Source organism: Moorena producens PAL-8-15-08-1, assembly GCF_001767235.1.
Classification (GTDB): domain Bacteria; phylum Cyanobacteriota; class Cyanobacteriia; order Cyanobacteriales; family Coleofasciculaceae; genus Moorena; species Moorena producens_A.
Genome location: NZ_CP017599.1, coordinates 5,246,225 through 5,271,663, shown reverse-complemented (window position 1 = coordinate 5,271,663; position 25,439 = coordinate 5,246,225). Strand labels below are relative to the sequence as shown.

Below are 25,439 nucleotides of genomic sequence, written 5' to 3'. Positions count from 1 at the left end.
AACTGACCACTGACCGCTGACTTTCGATAATTCCATTTTTGCCTAGTAATATTTCTGAATCGAGCGATGACTGCAATAGTGCAAAGAACAACCAGTGTTAGCTTTGGTATGATCTCCGAGCTAACCGTTGCTGGTGAAACCGTCAATTTGATCCTGGAGAAAATTGAAGACCGCAACGTAACGGTTTATCAGGGCGGTATGATTGCTGGACAGCGACTTTATGTCGTGGCGCTTTTGGAAGAATTAATTCCAGAATTAGATGCACCAGACTCGATTCAGAACTTAGCCATTACTAAAATGGCGGTGGAATTGCGACCAGATAAAGGGGCATTTTCTTTTGAGGCTGCTATTGAAAATGCCTGGTCGATTACCCTCGATTCGGGGCCAACCTTATCGATCAAACAGCTTGCTCTGTCAGTGTCATCGGTCAAATCTTCTGGCTCAACCAATGGCACTCAACAGAATACGGCAGAATCCCTCTCCCAGCAGCGAAAACTGTCATTTGAGGGGCTGTTTGAGTTATTTGGGGGCGAATTTGCGGTTAAGGTCGCCCATCAATTTTCGTCACAGAGTGGCATAATTGCCAGTCAGTGGGCATTTTCTGCCACTGCTGAAAATATTAGTATTACCGAAGTTATCAAAGCCTTTGGATTTTCCCAGGATAAACTCGATGAGTATGGGTTGCGGGATTTAGTAGTTTCCTTGGCATTTGCGCTACAACAAACCCGCTATCAAGACAGTAATACCCAAATCGTCGAATCCCGCTATACCTTCACCGGATCCATGGATTGGGATACTGGCATTGCCTTAGTGCCAGGGGAAGAAACCCTGCAAATCCAAGCGGCGATTGAAATTACTAAAACCTCCAGTAATAGATCCGGGGGAACCTCTACGACCCTAAAAGGCGCGATCGCAGGAACGGTCAAAGCCTCGATTCCCTTTTTCGATACCTTACAACTCTCGGTTATCTATACCTTTAGCCAAACCAGTAGCACCTCTAGCTCTGGTCGTTCATCCCAAGCCCTGGCAAATCGTACCGGTGAGTTAATTTTCCAACTCCAAATCAGTACCCTGTTGTTGAGCGCAGTCTACACCGATATCAATAATCGTAAACTGTTGCGGTTTAGCGTTAGTTTGGTCAGTGGAAAGAATCCCACCATTGGTGACCTGATTGCCTATATTGTCAGCGTCTATGACTCCAGCATTATTGACTTTGAACTCGATCCACCCTGGGATGAATTTGCTAAAGAAGAGATAGCGCTAGATAAGTTTAGTCTGGAGATAGACCTAACCGATAAATCCATCACCATTTCCTACAAGGCTACCTTGAATGTCTTGATTGCTAAGGTATCCAATGTGGGGCTGTCTTACCAGTTTGGGACTAAGTCATCTCAGGTTAGTACCCAACAAAATAATGCCAGAACAGCATCCAATAAAAAAATAGCGATCGCAGTAGACTTAAGTATTCCTGGAGAACCCAAAAAGCGAGTTCAGTGGGACCCAGTCAATGAAAATCCCCCACAAGTGCCCAGCACTAAAGCCCCGATCTTCGAGCTGAAGTTCCTGGCTTTGGGACAACGGGTTGCCTTTGCACCAGAAATTGTTCAGGAAGCTCGTACTATTGAGCAATTCACCACGGTGATGCGCCAAACCTTGGTACCCCTTCCCCCTATTAAACGGCGGCAAAATCCCCTCACAGCTCTGCAACAGTCCTTACCCTCAGTCGTCAGTTCTGACCCCACTCAACCAATTCAATTTTCAGGTCAGCCAATACAGTTTAGTGCAGAGAGTGGGTGGTTAATTGGTGCCCAATTTGTGATTTTGGGTTCCATTGAGATCAGTGTAATTTTCAACGATCCCTTTATCTATGGGCTGCGCATTAGCTTGTCGGGACCCCCGGTACAGAGTTTTGCTGGATTTGAATTTGAAATCCTCTATCGCCGCATTAGTGACACTGTCGGGGTCTATCGCAGTGAGCTGGTTTTACCGGACACCATGCGGTATATCGACTTTGGTGCTGTTCATATTACCCTGCCAGTGGTTGCCATTGAAATCTATACCAATGGGGACTTTGGTATCGATGTGGGCTTCCCTTGGGGTGGTGACTTTTCGAGATCCATTGCCGTTAATGTGGGCATCTTTTTAGGGTTAGGGGGCTTCTATTTCAATAAACTTAGTGCAGAAACAGCCACCAGTGTTCCCGACATTGTTAGTGGCACCTTTGACCCGGTATTGGAATTTGGCATTGGCTTACAGGTCGGGTTGGGGAAAATTATCAATAAAGGTCCTCTGCGCGCCGAATTCAGCATTACCATCCATGGGATTTTGCAAGGGGTGTTTGCTACCTATAATCCCACCGATACTAATGAGAAAAAGGCCACCTATTACCAGATTCAGGGTGGTGTAGCCATTGTTGGTCGCATCTATGGTGTCGTGGACTTTAAGGTGATTAAGGTTGATATAGAAGTCCTGGTTAAAGCTGCGGTGCTGTTTGTGGTGGAGGTATACAAAGCGATTCAGGTGGCTCTGGTGGCTACGGTTTCTGTCAAAGCATCGGTCAAGATTGGCTTTGTCCGGATCAGATTTAAGTTTAAATTAACCGTGCGGGAGCAATTTGTCCTCGGTTCAGATAGCACACCACCCTGGCAACTCGCTGCTGGTTCTGGGGGAGCCATGGCAGCAACTGTTCCCGTATTTACTGCCCGTGCTCAAACCCTGCATCCCTATCGAAATCGAATCAAAAAAAATGGTAGGGCTAATCGCTTTGCTTTTGCTAAAGCCCAGACCATTAGTAGCACAGGAACAGTTACAAATGTAACTACTACAAATGCTACTACTACAAATGTCACTACTGAAACATCTGGTGGACGGTCATTGCGATGGGATGATGGCACAACGGGAATTAAGCTATACCCCTCCGACGAGAAGCTTAGCCTCGATATTTATTTTCAACCGTCCTTTACCAAGACCGAAACAGGGGTAAGTGGTATCGGGTTATTGTTTATGGAAAACTCGATTCCTCTAGACGATAGCAATAGCACTACTGAGGAGAGCAATAGCACTACTGGGGAGAGCAATAGCACTACTGGGGAGAGCAATAGCACTACTGGGGAGAGCAATAGCACTACTGGGGAGAGCAATAGCACTACTGGGGAGAGCAATAGCACTACTGGGGAGAGCAATAGCACTACTGGGGAGAGCAATAGCACTACTGGGGATATTAATACAGATAATGATACAGATTTTGATAAGTTAGTTAAAGCCCTATTCAAATGGGTGATTTATGCCTACTTATCAGATAGTGAGCGTAATGCTTTAACTATCGACACAAGTGCTGTTAATGTTGATGATCAAGTCTTAACGTTGGAATTGTTAGAAGATGTTTATACCCTATTCGTTAACTACTTAGAGGAAGAACCGGCGGATGAGTTTTGGGAACCCCTGATTCGATTCTTGTCTACCAATTTTATCTTTGAGATCACCGACAGCATCGATCAGACAGAGACAAATGAGACACAGACAAATGATGAAATTAGTGGTACCCTTTTCCCGATGTTTCCTCAACTTGAGATGGAACTCAAGGATGGTGCTGATACTGTTCTCAATACCGTTGATTTTGATAGTCCGAAATATGATCGCGATCAAATTAATGCGATTCAAACTTATTTTCAATCCTCCAACTATAACCATAACCAGAGCACAGAAGAAGTCCTGGGACAAATACCGACCAACGATGCATCCGCAGAGTTAGCGATCGCTGAACTTTTATTTATTGACTACTTCACCTTAATTATTCGCTCTGCGGTGCAGCTTGGCATCGATTATGTCAGAGATCAAGATCAAAATGATGAGGAGTTTGATGAAAATGGCCAGATTACCCTAGGCAATTTATTAAATAAGTTAGGTGAGTCGTTCCAATCCTTAGCGGGAATGACCTCACGATTCTTGTTGCATGGATTGCGAATGCCCACCTTTACAGAAGATAACACTACAGAAGATAACACTACAACTATTATTGATGGACAACAAGCTGCTTATCTTGCTACAGGACAACAATTTACTGTTACAGTTACGCGCACTGCTCCCACAATAGACGGGGATAGTGAGACGGTAACGATTAGCCCCAATGAAATCCGGTTATTTCAACCGGATACTTTGACTTGGATTCGACTAATTGATGATCAAAGTCAGACCACTGACAGTCAAACTAGTCAGACCAGTGATAGTCAAACTAGTCAGACCACTGACAGTCAAACTAGTCAGACCAGTGATAGTCAAACTAGTCAGACCACTGACAGTCAAACTAGTCAGACCACTGACAGTCAAACTAGTCAGACCAGTGATAGTCAAACTAGTCAGACCAGTGACAGTCAAACTAGTCAGACCAGTGACAGTCAAACTAGTCAGACCAGTGACAGTCAAACTAGTCAGAACAGTGATAGTCAAACGTTAACCTCTGAACTCAATTATCCTTTCCCGGATAGTGATCCTCCCTACAACACCATTACGCTTATTAAGCAGCTTGATGAGGCAGCAACCAGTGGAATTTTGCCCACAACTCCTCCAACACTGCTGGAGTTTTACAATCCCACTAACCAGCAATACATTATTCGCCAAAAAACTTACTGGAATGAATCTATCAATGGCGCTAATAATCTGCTGTGGGAACTTCCTTCTGGGTTATGTGATTATCTCAAGTCTAAGTCTGATGAGATTAGCTTTAATCTTTTATACAACTTAACCCTTTTATACAATCAGCAGCAAGTTCAAGATAGGGAAACGTTAGATACTGCGGAGATTGAAGCGGGATATACTTGGGCAACTAAATTAACCTTGGAAATCCGCCAAGTCTCCACCTCAGATGGGAGCGGATTTTTGCCCACGGTATACGCTATTGAAAGGATTGAAACCGCTAGTCGGCAATTGCTGCAAGATATTCTGACAGCAAACGTAACTCCTACAACCTTGACCTTGTTGTATTTGGATGACAGTGGTGACTCGAAAGTTCTGACCCGTGATGGCAGTGCTGAGGAAATTGCTGAGGAAATTGCTGAGGAAATTGCTGAGGAAAATGCTGAGGAAAATGCTGATGACAGTGCTGATGACAGTCCTAAAGTCTTGATGCTGAAGACGAACTTATCCCTAGATTCTGGGGATAATCGTACGGTGACACTAGAGACAGATAATGATGCAACTTTCCTACCATTCCTAACACTGGTACAGGAAAGCACTGTTGTAAATAGTGAAGGCTATTACCTCAACTATAGCTATACAGAAAAAGATGAGCAAATAGAAAACGATGAGGAAATAGAAAACAATAGCAATACAGAAAACAATGAGGAAATAGAAAACAATAGCAATACAGAAAACAATGAGCAAACAGAAAACAATGAGGAAATAGAAAACAATGAGGAAATAGAAAACAATGAGCAAACAGAAAACAATAGCAATACACAAAACAATGAGCAAAAGGGCTTACCAGATTCTCTGTTTGCTGATGGGGACACGGCTCAGGTCACTCTGTTAATGACCTTTAGCAGCACTCCCGCTAGGTATCACAACTGCCTTAATATTCCATCTGGTCATTCTCAGTACAGTACACTCGATGGTGTCAGCGAAATTTTTGCCACCAGTAGTGAAACAACTAATGTGTTGAAGATTCCGGCGGGAAATCTTGGTTTTAGACTGACCCGTACAGCCATTGAAGCTCAAAACAATGAGACTGCTACCGATGAGATTCAAAACCTCTATCAGCTTTTAAGTTATCAGGTGCCCAGTACAGCAGCTGACTTTAAAACCGAGCAAGACCGTCTACCGATCGGACCGATTGAAGAGAATGAGGATAATACAACATGGGTCTATGAAAAAGTCTTGCCTGTTTATGCCTTAAGCACCGCCGCCATCACAGCATCCCAAGCATTACCGGAAATTCTCAAGGATACCCTCAATCCCTATTACGGCATTGGAGATACCTTTACGTTGGATTTTCGCTGGCAAGATATCTATGGCAATCGTTTAGGAAGTGATGGGGACTTTGCAGAAGGTATTAGCCAAAAATTAGGGTATTTCGACCCGATTTTCGGAATCAATCAATGGCCGTCGGTGGGTGAAAGCTATCAGATCACCAGCAAGGATGAGAAGACCGCTAATTTGATTCTGGAGTTGGTGTTAGACCAATCTAAATATATTCCCACTCCTGGGAATATTTTCACTGAGGTACTGGATCAGATTAAAACTGACCGCGCCACCTATCAACAAATTTACTATCAGGTTCATGACTCCAACTTGACGTTTAGGGTGAGTACATCGGTGATTCCCACCCCTGACCAGCAGCAGGAGTGGCAGGAGTTGACTGATCAGCGTGCCGCCTTCACGGGCTTTGTGGATAATGTCTATAAGTATTTGGTCACGTTGGAATATCTGCAGCAATTTACCTATACAGTTGCTGGTAACACTGAAAACCTGGAATCCGTTGCTAATCAGTATGGCTGTGATATTGGAGATTTAGGGGATAGTAATAGTGCAGTTAGTGGTATTTTCACCAGTCCTCAAAATATTCAGATTCCTGTCGGTATTCGGGTTAAGCAAAACAGCTTAAATGAGATCGCAACCAAGCTCAACAAAGATTACGGCACTCAAAGTGACAAAGTCAACGAAATTGTCACCGAATATGCAAAAACGGCGGATTTATTAGCGGTTGGTGAGATTATTGCTTACAATAGCGCTGGTAATTCCCTCAGCTATACCGTTCAAGATGGGGATACCTTCGAGTCGATTGCGATCGCACAACTCGCCCTAGAGGAAGACCAGCTGATCGAAACCCTGCTACAAACCATTGCTCAAGAGTTAAATACCACCGAAACCTTCGAAACCTTAACCAATGGTGTCCTGATCAAGGGTCTAGAATCATCCCACGTCAACAATTACGTTACCCTAAACGCCACCCTAGAAGAAATTGCCTATGGGGTATTGCAGCTGGAAAATGCTGACCTGGATCTGGAGTTTGACCAGATCCTGACTGACCGGATCAATGAGATTATTGCAGAGAATGAATCGACGGTATTGCTGGCAGGGGTTACGGTTTCAGCCTTGGGTAGCAAAACCCAGGATGGCGAGACGTTGGGCACTCTTCGAGACCGTCTGTTAGCAGCACCAGCATCCCAGGATGTGGTAGAGGCCATTCGTGATCTGGAAATTTTCCCCACGGACACAACATTAACGGTCACGGTGACCAAGAATGATGAAGCAACACCAACTCCGTTTAATGTAGACATCAAGATAATTACTGAAAAGACCTGGAGTGCGATCGCAGCGGCATTCCCCAATACCTCTAGCACGGAAACTGCTGAAACAGTGATTCTTGCCAATGCCCAACGCCAGGATTTACTGGTGGCAGGTTCCACAATAACCATAAAAATGGCCAATATTAGCCTTGATTACACCATCCAGGCTCAGGATAGTCTATATCACATTGCCCTGAACCAGTTTGTCGGCACTACTACTATCGAAACCCTGCTACAAACCATTGCTCAAGAGTTAAATACCACCGAAACTTTAACTAATGGTGTCCTGATCAAGGGTCTAGAATCATCCCACGTCAACAATTACGTTACCCTAAACGCCACCCTAGAAGAAATTGCCTATGGGGTATTGCAGCTGGAAAATGCTGACCTGGATCTGGAGTTTGACCAGATCCTGACTGACCGGATCAATGAGATTATTGCAGAGAATGAATCGACGGTATTGCTGGCAGGGGTTACGGTTTCAGCCTTGGGTAGCAAAACCCAGGATGGCGAGACGTTGGGCACTCTTCGAGACCGTCTGTTAGCAGCACCAGCATCCCAGGATGTGGTAGAGGCCATTCGTGATCTGGAAATTTTCCCCACGGACACAACATTAACGGTCACGGTGACCAAGAATGATGAAGCAACACCAACTCCGTTTAATGTAGACATCAAGATAATTACTGACAAGACCTGGAGTGCGATCGCAGCGGCATTCCCCAATACCTCTAGCACGGAAACTGCTGAAACGGTGATTCTTGCCAATGCCCAACGCCAGGATTTACTGGTGGCAGGTTCCACAATCACAATGCCTGATAGTAGCCTTTACACCATCCAGCCTCAGGATAGTCTATATCACATTGCCCTGAACCAGTTTATTGCCACTACTGATGCTCGGGCCATCGATGTGCTGAAATCGGGCATTGTTGCTGAAGTGGGTGCCCTGGAGTATACCATTGCTGATCCGGCCCAACAGAAAACCCTTGCTTACCTAACTCAGCAGCTTCATCTACAAACCAACCTTCATCGCACGGTGTTGGAAACGGTACAAGCGGTGGGCAATATCAGTGATATTCTGACTGTGTCTACGATCAATAGTCAATTAGTTGTGGTTGCTGATGCTGTCAGCGATATGACTGATTTATTTGGTACGGAGGATGTAATCCTGGCTGACGTGCTGTTGAACTACACTGTCACCAGTGGGGATAGCTTTGAGCAAATGATTGCTATTGCTGCTGCCCATGATAGTCAAATTATTACCGATCAAACCACAGCAGGGGATATTGCTCTTCAAAATCCCACTTTAGCCTTAGAGTCCGGGGCAACTCTCTACATTCCGGATCGCTTTACCCTAGATACCTCTTCTGCACAGAACCATGACTCTCTAGCAGTGCTAGAATCCACAGATCAAACCACATCCCTGAGTACCTTAACCAGTACCATGGAAACGGAAATTACCCCAGCAGCAGTAATGGAAATTACCGCAGCAGCAGTAGCGGTGGCTAACCAAACCCTGGCCGGACTCTTGAGTGGCAATACTGCTATCGATGTCCGTCCGGTTTTGGAATCCCTGACTAAGATTAGAAATAGCGACTTAGAACGGTTAGCGGCTTTCATCGATAGTCAAACTATCGAGACCGGAACTGAGGAAACCTTCTACACTCTCACCTCTCGATGGGCGCAAACCCTGGTTAATTTCAAAAATAGTATTGATGCCGAAGCCAGTCAAGCCCAGCAAAGCATTGGGGCGGTGAATGCTATTTATGAGCAACTGGAGAACTTGGAAGGGGCAAATCGCATTGCGTTACGGGCCTTACTTGATCTCAATGATAGTGAATCTTCTTTGAGTATCTTGAAAGCAACACTGCAGGATGGAGATGCCCTTAAACCCCAATTCGAGCCATCAAAGGTTCATAGCGAATCTGAAACCTTGGATGTGCCGGATGCGGCTGAAGGTAACCTTAAATCCCAATTCGAGCCATCAACGGTTCATAGCGAATCTGAAACCTTGGATGTGCCGGATGCGATCACTAATATCGAAACTGCCCATGGTCAAAGCGATGATCAGGACTTGATCGACACCTTAAAGGAATCATTGGAGATTATTCATCGCATGTATGACCTCAGTTGTCTGAAAACAGCGGTGGATCTGTTAGAAAAGCGTTCGCAACGCCCCCTAACTGTAGCAGAAGTAGCAGAGGCGCTCCAAAATGAATCGGATCTGATTGAGGCCAATCAAAAATGGATTGTTCCCCCAGCAGTAGCTAGCACAACGGTTGATCTCACCTTCCGGGATAACAATAATAGTCTTCTGTATCCAACGGATTTACTTTTCCCGGTCACCGTACAGCTGGAAATGCGACGCAACCAGGATTTGATGCATTTCGACCATGTGTGTGAAAAGGATTTGATGCATTCCGACGATGTGCCTGAAAAGGAGATGGATTGCTATGTGTGTGAAGCTGAGGTAGTATCAGCCTATTTTGCCCCCAAAACCGTTGTGCTGACCAGCTCCTCCGATGATGAAAATGCTGAGTTTAGTGAACGCCTGGCCTCCCTTGACCCCTTTGCCAAGGCATTTGAGCAAGCACTACCTAACTTAAAGCTAGCAGTGGGGAGGGATGCTGGGAATATTGATAATGCTAATCCTCAAAACAGTGATACCCTGTGGGCAGTTCATCTGGGGGATACCGGGATTAGTTACGATATCAAAGAGGATTTCCCCTACTTCTTTTCCGCTGCGCCTTTGAGCAATACCTTAATGTCAGGGGAAGTAAACCTTTACAGCTACACCCAAGATGGTGGACTTGACCAAACCTCAACAGAAACCGTGCGAGTGGATGCGGTAGACCTGAATGGTTTAGCCCGTAACTATTTACGTGCTATTGAAGATATCCTGAAACCGGAAACAGCTATCCCTGCAGTGAATGATAGCACTTTAAAGGATGAGATTGGGCGCATTCTAAATGTCAAAGCAAGTTTGGCCGATTCGATTAGTAAAAATGTGACCCATGTATTGGAGACTTCTGTGGATACAACTTCCGAAGAGTATACTACTCGCCAAAGCTTAGCGGTGGAAGCACTCCAAAAGGAATTGCTGACAAATTTAGCGGATGCTTACGACATTGAAACCATTGTTCAATATAACGTAGATGTAGAGATCGCTGATCGCTATCAATGGTCTGATCAAGATATTCCTCGTTTATCTGGGCAACCAGTGATGAACGGGGCTTATTACACCAATCCTGAAAGTACACCCAACTCCACTAGTTCTGACGCAGAAAAGCAAGCTCTGCTTCAATCGATAGATTTCACCTTATCTCCAGCTAAAATTGAACTGAGCGATGCCAACAATGGTAAGTCTACGCTAACCTTTTTCTTTAATACCCAAACTCCTCAGCGTTACGAAGATATTGCGGTTAATCTGAACTATCAGGTTAATGAGTTGGAATACAAGATTAATACTACTAATTCCACCTCCTCTTGGCTCAATTTTATTCAACCTCTCAACGATGGGCCTAATCAAATTGGAGATGTTCAAATTCCCATTCCTTTGCGAGATTTTCCCCTTCCTCCTTCTCTGATTTCCCATACAGCAATTCCTGACCCCGACAGTTTTGCTGGTGAGATTCTCAGTGCTGAGGATATTCGAGACTGGAATTATGTTTTCCTCTATGAACATCCCGATGTGGCTCAAGATACCATTGAATGCCGGATTGAATACAATGGTTCCTCTAAATTAACCATTAATGATGTCTCTTTGAAGGAACCCGAAGAAAATCAAGACGTAGAAGCAGTTTTCACTATTACCTTATCTCCTCCCTCTGACAATACTGTTACGGTTGATTATCAAACCCAGGATGGCACTGCGAAAGCACCAGGAGATTACACGGCAACGAGCGGAAGTCTACAATTTGATCCAGGTGAAACCACCAAAGAAATTCGGGTGCCAGTCAACAGCGATGATTTCGTTGAAAATAATGAAACCTTTACTATTTTGCTGAGTAATGCAGTTAATGCAGACATTGCGGACCCAGTGGGTGTTGGCACAATTATCGATACGACCAATACTATTGATCCACTGTTGGATACCCTGGTGCGGTTTAACAATCTATATCCAACCCTAGCCAGTGATCTCAAAACTTTGGAAACCGGGTTAACCTCTAACAACCAGACTACCAACGTGACTACGGTTACTTCTGCTGCTTATGCCCTCAGTGCCTTTGCGACTCTAGCAGAAGACGTGGCTAGGTCATGGCAAATTTGGCAACCGATTGCGATCGCACAGGCATCTCGCGAGACAGTTCACTACAATATTGATGAAAACCTATCCGCTGACCAAGAAACCAAAACAGTTATCATCACTCCCACTAACAATATTCCCGTTACTGATAAAACCGTTACTGATCAACCCGTTCCTGATCAACAAATCTTAGATATTGAGTTACCAGGGTATGAGTTAAATGAGACCAGGCAAAACGATTTCACCACTAACTCCCTCACAGTACCTTATACAACAATTGAGTATGATTTCACCAAATTGCTTGATGCAACTGGGGTAGAAACCTTTGGGGAGTCGGCATTACCAGACCGTAAGGTGACTGTAACTAATTTGGATGTGTTGGACTATCAAAATGCCTGGGGTGCTATCCGTCTCGCCCGCAATAAAAATTTGATTGATGGCCGGGAAACCAATGCTGCTTTCATCTTCCAGACTCCTGAAGTCCGGTTTAAGAATCGGATTACTCCTCTAATAGTTAATGATAAGCGTTGGGATATTGCAGACCTGGGCGATTCCAGAAGTAAAGCCTTGACAGACCATCTCGAAGAGTTATTCAAAGTCTTGCTACCAGCTATCATTAACCGTCCTTATGATATTCGGATTAGCTGTCAGTATGCCTTTGCTTTAGCTAGCAATACTAGCGCCACTGGTAATGAAGAAGAACTATTAGCTTCCTTACCTGTTATACTCACCCCTCGATTTACGGTTCAAAAGTCTGGGGATTCCACGGATATGTTAGCAGTGACTGAACAGCTGCGAACAAATATTGTCCGGGAAATTGACAATTGGCAGACTCAGAAAAACCCCAATCAAACCAGGGGACGATATCTGTTTAGTTTTAGTTTCTTTTCCAATCCAGAAAATGTGAGTAGTACGGAGAATCCTAACTTGCCTTTGTTAACGGTGGAAAACTTGAATCTTTTGCTGACAGATATTATACCAAATCCTGTTCCCATACCCCCCTTATCTCCATAGTCATAGATTCCTGGCATACAAAGATTTGGTCGATTTTTATAAAGGGGTTTTGACAAACGGATTTGGTATTATTTAGGAATAGTAAGCTATCAGCGGTCAGCGGTCAGCGGTCAGCGGTCAGCGGTCAGCGGTCAGCGGTCAGCTGATAACTGACCTCCCTGCTGCCTGCTCCCTAAAAACCCAGAACTTTGTACCTAACTGAAGTGCAAACTGCTGTAGTCATGAGGACATTGCTTATCCTTTTAAGGCAAGAGGAATCCCGCCTAACACCCCAGGGCTGTTTCATTGTCGGGTAGAGCTGTTGACAACAATGGTGATCGCTGTGATCTCAAATGCCAGCGGTCATGTAGATTACGTGGATAAACCGGGATTGCCCGATGTAATCAATAATTCTGGGGATTCAGATGTACAATCAAACGCGATTGACCGTAGGTCGCACGGTGCGCGTTCGCAGTATTGTCTCTCATTCCTGCGATTGGCCTACGGCCTCAGCCGACAGTTCGTGAACGCAATTAATTTGGAAAAATTTTGGGATCTAAAAAGGTTCGTTGGGTTTGTCGCTGGTGTACCCAATTTGTTCGTCGTACGGAACTCCGCCCATCTCACGGATCTGTTGCCGCAACCGCCAGTTTTCGTCGTCCAGGACATCTGGTTCAGCTAGGGCTTCCTTGGCTAGGTCTAGGTCTTTCTTGAGGCGCTGGTTTTCAGCTTGATAGGCCAGCATCAGTTCTTGTGCTTTCCCAGGGGTGTACCCACGACCAAAGGCTTCGTCGGTCACGATTTGGAGGTTAGCCCTAGCAGAAGCAATGATAATGTTTCTTGCTTTTTCCTTGGCTTTTTTATTGACAGAATTGGAAACAAATGCCCAGTACTCCCAGAAAGTCAAAGCATCTGAAATCGTCCAGAGGAACAGATCAGTTAGTCCTCCAGACTCCATCCGATACTTAGATTGTAGGACTGTGAAATTCTCTTATTGCATAGCCTTCAGCTTTTTGGATAGGCGACTTTGTAGGGCTGTGTTATCCGGTAAGTCAACGGCAAGAGCCATTCCAGAACCACTGAAGTAGTTAATGAACATTCCCGTCTGCTTGTCCACTTCATCCGCAGTATAGGTGTCCAGGGTTAAGTCGTGGACTAGTTTAATGGAAGATTTGCGAACAGTTAAAATCTGGTTCATGATTGTAAGTGATTTATTGCAAGTTGTTACTTGTGTTAGCGATCGCATTTCCGGGACAGGTCAGTGCGATCGCTTTTTAGATTTGTCGTTGTCTGTCATCAGTATATCCTCCGACGACATAAAAATCAATGATCACTGCGAGTAATGTATAGTGATAGACTCTTTTTCTGATCAGCTTTAGGGACTAATAAAAGTAAAACCTCACACCGGGAAGGGTGAGGTTACCTATCAGACGGGAAACTGCATGACGTGTGGAACAGGGAATTGCCTTAGATAGCAATGCCAAATAGTTTCCACTGGTAGAATAGTTTCAGCAAGCCAACACACTGGAGTTTAGATTAAAGCTACTTCTAAGATGTGATCTCGCTGATAAAATAGATGCGTTTACCCTGGGAATACAGCCGTTTTGAAGCCTCTGGCCATTGATTAGTACTAATCAACTATAATCGGTGGTTAATCCTACTTTTAATCTTACCATATTTTGGGCAAAAATTAAGATGCGTTTACCCTGCCACTTACGATCACGCCTCATGCCTGGGTCGTGAACTTTCTGATACTAAACGCCAGCATAAGTCTGTAGAGTCTTACGTAAATCGGTGCTGGTCAGCCTTTTATCTTAACGAAAATGAAAAAAAGCCTCTGAAAACATTTTAACTTTTTGAATACATTAACACTAACTATCCTAAAGCTAGTCAGGAGTGGCTCAACCGTCTTGAGCAAATTTCATAGCAACAGATAAATTCAACTTTACAGGCATTTCCAGATTGTCGTATCTCAAAAGAAGCATCTGACTTTGCTAAGAAAATTTTGCTCACCAACAAAAAAAGACTGCTCTGTCTATTAAATTTATGAGTATCACTTACCCAAAAACTTTATTTTTAGCTTGGCAAGATTATCACAGTCGATCGTGGAACCCGGTGGGTCGATTAACATTTGATGGAAAAAATTACGAGTTTGTTTATATAGAAGGTGCAAAGGAAGCGCAAGAAAAATTTGGGTTTGAGCCTCTAATGTCTTTCCCAGAGTGGAATAAGACCTATCGTTCGACGGAGTTGTTTGCGTTTTTTGCCAACCGAGTTATCTCACGCTCGCGTCCAGATTACCGAAAGCATCTAGACCGGCTCAACTTATCAGCCCAGAGTTTTGATTTGATGGAATTTTTAGGAAGGAGCGAAGGATATCGACAAACAGATAATTTTAAAGTTTTTCCTTATCCACACCTCGACAGTGACGACAAATACCACCTTTTCTTCCTAGCGCATGGTTTGCGTCACTTACCAAAGTGTTCTATGGATCGGATAGATCAGCTACAAGTTGGTGACACTTTGTGGCTATGTCACGAGCTTCAAAATCCTTATGACAATGAGGCTTTAGCGTTAACCACAGAAGATCATTATCACCTAGGGTATTGTCCCCGCTACTTGTCACACGATGTATTTGACCTTTTAAGGCGTGATCCAAGTTTAGTAGAAGTGAAAGTAGCAAAGGTAAATTTACAGAAAACCAAAAACCCGAAAGCCCCGTCTCTTTAGAGCGGGGATGAAGGGTCGCAGCGGTCTTTAGCCGCCGTGAAAAAAATATTTTAGAGATAATCCGGAAATTTACTCTAAAGATGGTAGAATAAATTAGAAGCGGTAGAGGTCGATAACCGATGATCATTCTAGAGTTTAAAGCAAAAGGTAAAGAATCTCAGTACTTAGCTATAGATGAAGCTATTCGGACAGTTAAATTTATCCGAAACAGCTGTATTCGTCTATGGATGGACAACAAAGGGACGAACAAATTTGACCTTAGCAAGTACAGTAAAGTACTGGCTCATCAATTCCCTTTTGCTAATGAGTTAAACTCTACAGCTCGCCAGGCTGCATCGGAAAGAGCATGGTCATCGATCGTCCGATTCTTTGACAATTGCAAGAAGAAAGTGCCAGGAAAGAAAGGCTTTCCTCGTTTCCAAAAGCATTGTAGATCGGTTGAGTACAAGCAGTCAGGATGGAAGCTGTCCCCTGACAAGAAGTCAATCACGTTCAGTGATAAGAAGGGGATTGGAAAGCTTAAGCTTAAGGGCACTTGGGACTTGTGGCGCTTTGATAAGAAGCAAATAAAACGGGTTCGGATAGTCAAAAGAGCTGATGGCTATTATGTTCAGTTCTGCGTCTCTGTTGATGTAATTGAAGAACTGGAGCCATCTAAAAGTACTGTTGGGCTAGATGTGGGGCTGAAAGAGTTCTACACTGATTCTGATGGAAACTCTGAACCCAACCCCAGGTTTTATAGGACTGGGGAAAAACGATTAAAGTTTTATCAACGCCGGGTTTCCCGGAAAAAGAAAGGCTCAGCCAACCGTAAGAAAGCGATCAATAGATTAGGTAAACAGCACCTTAAAATAAGTAGGCAACGTGAAGAGCACGCAAAGAGATTGGCGCGCTGCGTAGTCCGGTCTAACGACCTGGTCGCCTATGAAGACTTAAGGGTAAAGAATTTAGTCAAAAATCACTGTTTAGCTAAATCTATTAATGATGCAGGTTGGTATCAGTTTAGGAAATGGTTGGAACATTTTGGCACCAAGTTTAACAGGGTAACTGTAGCGGTCAATCCTGCCTATACGAGCCAGAATTGTTCCGAATGCGGCGAAGTGGTCAAGAAGTCACTATCAACCAGGACTCACGTCTGCGAATGTGGTTGTGAGTTAGACCGAGACCACAATGCTGCGATCAATATCTTAAAAAGAGCTTTGGGTACGGTGGGGCACACCGGAACCTGGATCCTTGATCCGAACGCTTTGGGAGATTTGGCCTCTACTGTTCTTGGTTCCGGCCAGGTTCAGCAAGTCGAGTCGTTGAGCAAAGAATCCCCGCGTCTTTAGACCGGGGAGTGTCAACTCCTTCTCCGCTCAAGTCTCGGTTATTGTGTGAGATGACTTATTCAGGTTTTGAGGGATATGTGCCGTATGCTCACAAGACCTATCAGCCGTTAACTAAGGAAAAAGAAAAGTCGAAAAACTTGGTTTTACCGATGTAACTAATACTCCTTGAAGAATAAGACTCACCTGCTCCCGACAAGGTTGATTGCGATCTCATCACGGAAAGTGGTTAAGAGCCAATTTACTTATCCCTCTTCTGTCACTCTCCGAAAACTTTTGCCATTTCGCGCATTCTATAACCTTTGTATATCAAGGGATAGCCAGCTTTTTGATGAGTATAAATTCATGAGAGTGCTAAAATTTTCAAAATGTCATCATCGAACGCTGTATTGCTTAATATACCTTGTTTGTAGAAAGTCTTAATAATAGGAAAAACCGGAGAGTGACAGAAGAGGGTTATAGCGTTTATCATAACTATCAGCTACACATTATTTTTTCCCTATTCCCTATTCCCTATTACCTATTCCCTATTCCCTATTACCTATTCCCTATTCCCTATTACCTATTCCCTATTCCCTATTACCTATTCCCAGCTCAAGGAAAGTGCTTAATAGCCGATTTACGAGGGAACCTGTAAGTCTAAAGCTCCGTCTTTTAAAACCGGGGATAAATACTCATAGCGGCTTGACGCGCTGTGATAAAAATATTTCTAGAGAATCGGGAATCTTACTAATGGCGTTGTAGTAAAAGGTATAGGAGAGTTCAGATCGAAACTGATGATTATCTTAGAGTTCAAAGCAAAAGGAAAGAAACATCAATACTCTGGGAGCAGGGAGCAGGGAGCAGGGATTAGGCAAGAGTGAAACAATCCTGTATACCTCATGAGTCCTAGAAACGCTATATATCGAACTCAGGTAAGTTGAGTTTGTGGCACAATTTTTGATCAATTTTTCTCTAAAACTAAAACAATGTCTCATACCACCATGTCTAACAAAAATCTAAAGAGAATTTTCACTTTTGGTATAGCTGTTGCGTCTTCTGTGATTGCTTTTGCCAGTACTAGTAACGTTGCCCAAGGACAAACAAATTATCGCCTCAAAACCATGTTTACGGGCAGTGATAAATGTTTGGATATCATTAATGATGCTAAAGACAATCAAATTATTATGGCTAACTGTGGTAATTATTCAGGACAATATTGGCAAATACAATCAACAAACAAGTCTGGATATTATCGCCTCAAAACCCTATTTACGGGCAGTGATAAATGTTTAGATATCATTAATGATTCTAAAGATAATAAACCGATTATGGCTGACTGTGGTAATTATTCAGGACAATTTTGGAAAATAGAAAAAACAAACAAGTCTGGATATTATCGCCTCAGAACCATGTTTACGGGCAGTGATAAATGTTTAGATATCATTAATGATTCCCAAGACAATAAACCGATTATGGCTAACTGTGGTAATTATTCAGGACAGTTTTGGCAAATACCTAATTTTTAACTAACTGCTTGAACTGGAAATTACCTTTTCGGGCAGGGCTGTTTCATTGTCCGGTAGAGTGATTGATAAAAATGGTGACCGCTGTGATGTCAAATGCCAGCGGTCACTCGATTACATGGATAAATCGGCTTTGCCCGATGTAAGTAATACTCCTTGAAAGAGGCGCGATTACATCACTCCTTACCCTCCAGATATTAGGCATTTTTAATTTCCTAGGAAAACCTTACCCCCTGAACCCCTCTTTTTCCAGAAAGGCTTGAAGGCTCTATCCCTTATACAATCTATCTTATAGCTTTATTGTCACCCCTAAAGGTCAGCGCTACAAAAAAAAATTATCTGGGAACTTTTGGGGTTTGTATTCGTCAAAGCCGGTGGTGGAGAGCAATAGTATCGCTAATTAATCGTATCACTTTAAAAAAAGTAGAGGGTTGTATCGAATCATGAAAGAAAGTGTTGGTTCACTCAAAGCATTTTTTATCTTCATTGGAACACTAGGAGTTTTTGGCAACTACATTGCTATTACTCAACCGCAGGGAAATCTGAATGCTATCAATCTCATTTCTATAATTTTGGGAACAGGATTTTCAATTGCTTATCTGTATATAGGTGTTTCATTACGAAAGTTGCTGGTTGAGTCTCCCCAAATCGTAACAACAGTAATATTGGCTAACATCACTGTTGCAGTTCTCAACTTTTTGCTCAGTTTATTTCAGGGATTTCAATCGAGTGTATTTCTGGGCTTTGTTTTTGGTCTGCTCATAAATTGGTATCTCTATAGTAGTGTTATGCGTTTGTCTAGAGAGGAAAAGAGCAAACGTGAAAATTCGTAAGTTTTGTTTCTAACCCACATTCCACCTCAATCTTTCCGGATGGTATGGCTGTCTACAGAAGAATGAAGTAAGTAGGGCTGGCTGATTAACTCTCAAAGCATTAACAGATAAAGGTTTTAGCCTTTTTGGGTCGAAAAAAGTGCCAGCTTTGCGGTCTCAATAACTTAGGCTTTTGGGCAGACAAGAGCAGAAAAATCAAGGGACAATTCTTCCGACTACCTCCTATATAATTCCCATTTCTCCACACTCGCTGACTCCACACTCGCTGACTCAATCCCATACCTATTGAGTTTTTCAGCAAACCCTACTTACGATGGGAATGCCGCAGAGCTTACCCTGCTTTCCGAACTAGGTAAAGATTTATTACGAAACTAATAATTTCTGCGTAAAGTCAACAGATTATCTTGGGGGAATAAATAGGGAGCATCCCAGTTTTAAAAAACTATACCCCAGCTGTGTGAGCGGGATTATATAGCGCTACGCCCAAGGCAAGAGGCAAGAGGCAAGAGGCAAAAGTTTACTACAGAAGGTTTTCAGCTTGTATCAATGTCCTAACTTTAATGCGTAGTGCTATACCGCCCACATTAAAAGATATATTTACCAAAGCGATGCAGCAAGGGAACAGGGGAGGCAGCGCGGTCTTGGGAAGGCAGTGCGGTCTTGGGGGTTCCCCCCATGAGCAACTGCCGTGGTTTCCCCCACTCGCGCTTTGCATGGCTGACAAGGCGAGCCTGTCTTACGGTAAATTCAAACCACTCGCGCTTTGCATGGCTGACAGGGATGCTACTAATCACTAGTATTAAAGTTATCTTTATAAGTGTTTTTAGCAGAACATGTTGGGAGCAGGTCTTGCAATGCTTAAACATTAGTACTATTTTCCAGTAGAGCAAGCAATTACCCATGAAGGGGCTATAGATAATGTACAAATATTCATCCAGGACTAGCTCCCCTTCAGACCTATTACCTTCCCCTCCTGGGAGGGGTTAGGGGTGGGTTCCCATTACCTATTACCTATTACCTATTACCTATTACCTATTACCTTAGTACAAATGTTCTGCATAAGTGACATGCTCCCGAACATGTTTTCTCGCAATCTCGCATTTATCATCGGCATCAATAACTACACAAACGGCATTTCCCCCCTGAACACCGCCGTAAACGATGCCAAAAAACTAGTGGAAATTCTCCGCGAGAAGCATGATTACAAAGTCTGGGTATGCTTAGACGAAGTGGCAACTCTGTCTAACTTTAACAAATTTTTATTCCATACCTTACCCGAACAAGTTACTGAAAATGACCGCTTATTATTTTACTTCGCTGGTCATGGAGTCGCCCTCAATGGGGATGATGGCCCGGCGGGTTACTTAATTCCTCAAGATGCCAAACTGGGGGATACTAATAGTTATCTGCCCATGACCTTGTTACACGATGCTTTAAGTCAATTACCCTGTCGTCATTTCTTGGGTATCCTCGACTGCTGTTTTGCTGGTGCTTTTAAATGGTCGAGTACTAGGGATCTACTCACATCGCCAGAAGTAATTCACCAAGAACGATACGACCGTTTTATTCGTGACCCAGCCTGGCAAATCATTACTTCTTCAGCTTCTGACCAAAAAGCCCTCGATAACTTTTATTTAGATAGCGAACGCGGTCAACTCGGCAATCATTCCCCTTTTGCGGCAGCATTATTAAACGCTCTCGAAGGTGGAGCAGATACCTATCCTCCTGCTACCAATGGTAAACCCCCTGGAGATGGGGTAATTACAGCCACAGAATTATATTTATATTTACGGGATCGAGTCGAAATTCCCACAGAAAAATGCCGGATACGACAAACCCCTGGTATTTGGTGTTTAAATAAGCACGATAAGGGAGAATATATCTTTCTTTCTCCGGGACATGAACTTAACTTACCGCCCGCACCACCATTAGATCTCTCACAAAATCCCTATCGCGGTTTAAACTCCTTTGACGAGAAATACAGTTCACTGTTTTTCGGTAGAACATTACTAGTAGAAAAGTTACAGGATTTTGTCAAAGCTAATCCCCTGACAGTGGTGTTGGGTGCTTCCGGTTCCGGTAAATCTAGTTTGGTGAAGGCAGGATTAATTCCTAAACTACGGCAAGATAATACTGAGAAATGGTGTATTTTGCCACCCATCCGTCCTGGTGAGACGCCCTTGCAAGGGTTAAATAATGTACTATGTAATGCTAAGTTACCAAGGGTAGAGCGACAAAACCCAGAGCAGAACCTGGCAATGAGCATTGATGTTTGGGCGAAAAATAACCCCAACTCTAAGTTATTACTGTTTATTGACCAAAGCGAAGAAATTATTACACTCTGTCAAAACTTAGATGAGCGTCAGGGGTTTTTCGAACAGATACTCACAGCCATAAATGCCCATGGGGATAAATTACGGGTAGTATTAACCCTACGTTCTGATTTTGAACCCCAAATCACAGATGTGGGCTTAAAGTGGGCACCGGAAGTACTAAATCAATTGGGAACCACGGTACTGATAAATCTTTGGCAAAGTGGACGATTTATTGTACCGGCGATGACACGAGGAGAACTAAGGGAAGCGATAGAAAAACCGGCTCAAGCACGGGTAATGTATTTTCAGCCCCACGATTTAGTAGAAAAATTAATTGATGAAGTGGCGGATATGCCCGGAGCATTACCCCTGCTGTCTTTTGCCTTGAGTGAATTATTTCTGAAGTATTTAAGGCGGCAACGGGAGGCACAATACAGGGGTATTACTATTGACCGGGCCTTGACTCAAGCCGATTATCTTGAATTGGGGGGAGTAATGCGATCGCTAACTCAAAGGGCTGATGAAGAATATCAGGCGCTAGTTCATGAAAATCCAGCTTATGACCAAGTTATCCGTCATGTGATGCTGCGGATGGTTGCCCTGACTGGGGGTGAGTTAGCCCGTAGGCGCGTACCGTTATCAGAATTGGAATATCCGCCTCAGAAAAATGATTTAGTTAAGGAAGTAATTGAGCGTTTTAGCACAGCACGGTTATTAGTAAAAGGACTTGATAGTGAGGGGAATCCTGATGTGGAACCAGCCCATGATGCTTTGGTGCGGGGTTGGCAAAGGTTGCTGGAGTGGAAACAAAAAGAGGAGGAAAATTTACTTCTACAACGGCGGTTGACTCCTGCAGCCCAGGAGTGGGAAAGCCAGAAAAAGGCAAAGTTTCTTTGGAATGCTAACCCTCGTCTTGATTTGTTGAAAAAGGTACTCAATTCTGAGAATAACTGGTTTAACCAAGTGGAAGCTGAGTTTGTGCAGCGTAGCGTCAGGCGAAAAAGCTTCAATACTAGTCGGAATTGGGTTGTTGCGATCGCAGTTATGCTGGGGTTAGGTACAGGTTTAGTATTATCGACTTATTTTAGCTTACAATCTCGTAAACAGGCAATTAACTCAGACTTCCTTGCACAAGCTGCCAATATCAAGTATTCTCTATCAGTAAAACCTACTACAGAAGAATTGATCCAAGCTATTGAATCAACCGCTAAAATTCAAGATTACCAAAAATCCTTACAACCAAAAGTGATCAATGAAGTTCATTCTAGCTTATTGGCAGCTTTAGATAAGGTTAGAGAAAGGAATCGTTTACAAGGTCATACAGATATTGTAAATGATATCGCTTTTAGTCCAGATGGCAAACAGATTCTCAGTGGCAGTGATGACAACACAGTGCGTTTGTGGGACACCGAAACAGGTCAAGCTCTCCATACATTTATTGGTCATACAAGTAGTGTCACTGCGATCGCTTTTAGTCCAGATGGCAAACAGATTCTCAGTGGCAGTAACGACCACACAGTGCGTTTGTGGGACACCGAAACAGGTCAAGCTCTCCATACATTAGAAGGTCATATAGATGGTGTCAGTGCGATCGCTTTTAGTCCAGATGGCAAACAGATTCTCAGTGGCAGTAAGGACAACACAATGCGTTTGTGGGACACCGAAACAGGTCTTCTAATCCATACATTACAAGGTCATACAAGTAGTGTCACTGTGATCGCTTTTAGTCCAGATGGCAAACAGATTCTCAGTGGCAGTTGGGACAGAAACATGCGGTTGTGGGACACAGAAACAGGTCTTCCTCTCCATCCACTAGAAGGTTATAGAGATTCTGTCACTGATATCGCTTTTAGTCCAGATGGCAAACAGATTCTCAGTGGCAGTAACGACGGACCAGTGCGTTTGCGGGACACCGAATCCGGTCAACTAATCCATACATTAGAAGGTCATATGGATGGTGTCAGTGCGATCGCTTTTAGTCGAGATGGCAAACAGATTCTCAGTGGCTATGGTGACAAGACAGTGCGGTTGTGGGACACAAATTCCGGTCAACTAATCCATCAACTAGAAGGTCATACAAGTAGTGTCACTGCGATCGCTTTTAGTCCAGATGGCAAACAGATTCTCAGTGGCAGTGAGGACAACACAATCCGTTTGTGGGACACCGAAACAGGTCTTCTAATCCATACATTACAAGGTCATACTAGTTGGGTCACTGATATCGCTTTTAGTCGAGATGGCAAACAGATTCTCAGTGGCAGTCACGACAACACAGTGCGTTTGTGGGACACCGAATCCGGTCTTACTCTCCATACATTACAAGGTCATACTAGAGATGTCACTGAGATCGCTTTTAGCCCAGATGGCAAACAGATTCTCAGTGGCAGTTGGGACAACACTGTGCGGTTGTGGGACACAGAAACAGGTCTTCCTCTCCATCCACTAGAAGGTTATAGAGATTCTGTCACTGATATCGCTTTTAGTCCAGATGGCAAACAGATTCTCAGTGGCAGTAACGACGGACCAGTGCGTTTGCGGGACACCGAATCCGGTCAACTAATCCATACATTAGAAGGTCATATGGATGGTGTCAGTGCGATCGCTTTTAGTCGAGATGGCAAACAGATTCTCAGTGGCTATGGTGACAAGACAGTGCGGTTGTGGGACACAAATTCCGGTCAACTAATCCATCAACTAGAAGGTCATACAAGTAGTGTCACTGCGATCGCTTTTAGTCCAGATGGCAAACAAATTCTCAGTAGCAGTGATGACAACACAGTGCGTTTGTGGGACACAGAAACAGGTCTTCTAATCCATACATTAGAAGGTCATACAAGTGCTGTCTATGCGATCGGTTTTAGTCCAGATGGCAAACAGATTCTCAGTGGCAGTCATGACGGAACAGTGCGTTTGTGGGACACAGAATCCGGTCAACTAATCCATACCTTTGAAGGTTATACAAGCTGGGTCAATGATATCGCTTTTAGCCCAGATGGCAAACAGATTCTCAGTGGCAGTTATGACGGAACAGTGCGGTTGTGGGACACAGAAACCGGTCAACTAATCCATACCTTACAAGGTCATATAGATGGTGTCTATGATATCGCTTTTAGTCCAGATGGCAAACAGATTCTCAGTGGCAGTAAGGACAACACAATGCGTTTGTGGGACACAGAAACCGGTCAACTAATCCATACATTAGAAGGTCATACTGATGATGTCTATGATATCGCTTTTAGTCCAGATGGCAAACAGATTCTCAGTGGCAGTAACGACGGAACAGTGCGTTTGTGGGGCAATTACTCTTGGCAAGAGGCTTTAAAAGAGGGATGTAATCAGCTGCAATTTCATCCTGACCTCGTTGCGCCTCAAAATAATCAAGACAATAAAGCAGGAGAAGTCTGTCTCAAGTATGCCAGTTGGGAAGATAAAGCCAAAGCCGACTTTCTGGTAAGACTTGGTCGGGCTTTTATTTCACAAAAAGAGCCAAATCTCAAGAGTGCTGTTAAAAAATTTAAAGAAGCGCAAACACTCAATCCTGACATCGACCTCAATCCAAATACAAAGGAAATAGATAAGGACCCCAAAACAGTAGCACTACTGTTAGTTGCACAATGGAAAGTAGAACAGGGTTGGTGGCTAGCAAGAGAGGGAAAAATAGAGGAGGCTATTTCTGTCTATCAAGAAGCACAAAAACTTAATCCTGACATCGACCTCAATCCAAAGACAAGGGAAATAGATAAAGACTCTAAAACAGTAGCACTACTGTTAGCCGCACAAAAGAAGGTAAAACAAGGTTGGTGGCTAGCAAGAGAGGGAAAAATAGAGGAGGCTATTTCTGTCTATCAAGAAGCGCAAAAACTCTATCCTGACATCGACCTAAACCCAAATACAAAAGAAATAGATAAAGACCCAAAAACATTAGTGCAATAGTTAGCCCCAGACTCGAAATAATCACATGCTTGTCCACAGAAGAATGAAGTAGGTGCTCAAGCCATGGCCTAAAGGCCACGCTACGCGAACGCCTCATCGGGTACCTGCCAACTAAATATATTATTAGAGCCGAAATCTTGGATAGATTATCGGCTACTTTGCGCTGCATCAAGAGGTGTGACCCGTGGCGAATTTAATAATTAGATGCGGAAAGCGCACCTAACAGGGAATCAGCCTCAAATAAGACTGCAAGCGCACTACGCATTAAGGTGTAAG

At 43.7% G+C, this 25,439-nt stretch carries 12 protein-coding genes; 8 read left to right on the top strand and 4 right to left on the bottom strand.

Going from position 1 to position 25,439, the window contains the following annotated elements; genetic code table 11:
• The first annotated feature begins 66 nt into the window (after positions 1-66).
• Entirely contained in the window at positions 67-12,540 is a 12,474-nt protein-coding gene (locus tag BJP34_RS19235; RefSeq protein ID WP_070393729.1) for a Calx-beta domain-containing protein, read from the top strand.
• A 535-nt stretch (positions 12,541-13,075) separates the two neighbouring features.
• Here the strand turns inward: BJP34_RS19235 and BJP34_RS19230 are convergent.
• Both BJP34_RS19230 and BJP34_RS19225 read right to left on the bottom strand, forming a co-directional pair.
• Entirely contained in the window at positions 13,076-13,477 is a 402-nt protein-coding gene (locus tag BJP34_RS19230; protein ID WP_070393728.1) for a hypothetical protein, read from the bottom strand.
• Positions 13,478-13,510: 33 nt separating this feature from the next.
• Complete coding sequence (locus tag BJP34_RS19225) at positions 13,511-13,717, bottom strand: hypothetical protein (RefSeq protein ID WP_070393727.1); 207 nt, start codon at positions 13,715-13,717, stop codon at positions 13,511-13,513.
• Here BJP34_RS19225 and BJP34_RS43740 point away from each other — a divergent pair.
• From BJP34_RS43740 to BJP34_RS40225, 4 genes are all read left to right on the top strand, one after another.
• Complete coding sequence (locus BJP34_RS43740) at positions 13,716-13,862, top strand: hypothetical protein (RefSeq protein ID WP_158517312.1); 147 nt, start codon at positions 13,716-13,718, stop codon at positions 13,860-13,862. The two genes, BJP34_RS19225 and BJP34_RS43740, sit on opposite strands and share 2 nt — an antisense overlap.
• Positions 13,863-14,565: 703 nt before the next feature.
• The gene (locus BJP34_RS19220; RefSeq protein WP_083305260.1) at positions 14,566-15,249 is read left to right on the top strand and encodes an HIRAN domain-containing protein; all 684 of its coding nucleotides are present in this window, start codon (positions 14,566-14,568) and stop codon (positions 15,247-15,249) included.
• Positions 15,250-15,368: 119 nt separating this feature from the next.
• Positions 15,369-16,580 carry an RNA-guided endonuclease InsQ/TnpB family protein gene (locus BJP34_RS19215; RefSeq protein WP_070393726.1) on the top strand — a complete coding sequence of 404 codons (1,212 nt, stop codon included), beginning with the start codon at positions 15,369-15,371 and terminating at the stop codon, positions 16,578-16,580.
• Positions 16,581-17,019: 439 nt separating this feature from the next.
• Entirely contained in the window at positions 17,020-17,214 is a 195-nt protein-coding gene (locus BJP34_RS40225) for a hypothetical protein (protein WP_149031059.1), read from the top strand.
• A gap of 148 nt (positions 17,215-17,362) precedes the next feature.
• On the opposite strand, the gene BJP34_RS43735 is transcribed toward BJP34_RS40225, so the two are convergent.
• A complete protein-coding gene (locus BJP34_RS43735) occupies positions 17,363-17,524 on the bottom strand; it encodes a hypothetical protein (protein WP_158517311.1) in 162 nt (53 codons plus the stop codon).
• A 36-nt stretch (positions 17,525-17,560) separates the two neighbouring features.
• Here BJP34_RS43735 and BJP34_RS19210 point away from each other — a divergent pair, with 36 nt between their 5' ends.
• Both BJP34_RS19210 and BJP34_RS19205 read left to right on the top strand, forming a co-directional pair.
• Entirely contained in the window at positions 17,561-18,085 is a 525-nt protein-coding gene (locus BJP34_RS19210) for an RICIN domain-containing protein (RefSeq protein WP_070396762.1), read from the top strand.
• A 440-nt stretch (positions 18,086-18,525) separates the two neighbouring features.
• Positions 18,526-18,915, top strand: coding sequence for a hypothetical protein (locus BJP34_RS19205; RefSeq protein WP_070393725.1), 390 nt, complete (start codon positions 18,526-18,528; stop codon positions 18,913-18,915).
• 584 nt (positions 18,916-19,499) lie between these two features.
• Here BJP34_RS19205 and BJP34_RS43730 read toward each other — a convergent pair.
• Positions 19,500-19,709 carry a hypothetical protein gene (locus tag BJP34_RS43730; protein ID WP_158517310.1) on the bottom strand — a complete coding sequence of 70 codons (210 nt, stop codon included), beginning with the start codon at positions 19,707-19,709 and terminating at the stop codon, positions 19,500-19,502.
• Between the two features lie 285 nt (positions 19,710-19,994).
• Here BJP34_RS43730 and BJP34_RS37210 point away from each other — a divergent pair, with 285 nt between their 5' ends.
• A complete protein-coding gene (locus BJP34_RS37210; protein WP_418904166.1) occupies positions 19,995-25,163 on the top strand; it encodes a caspase family protein in 5,169 nt (1,722 codons plus the stop codon).
• The last annotated feature ends 276 nt before the right edge of the window (positions 25,164-25,439 follow it).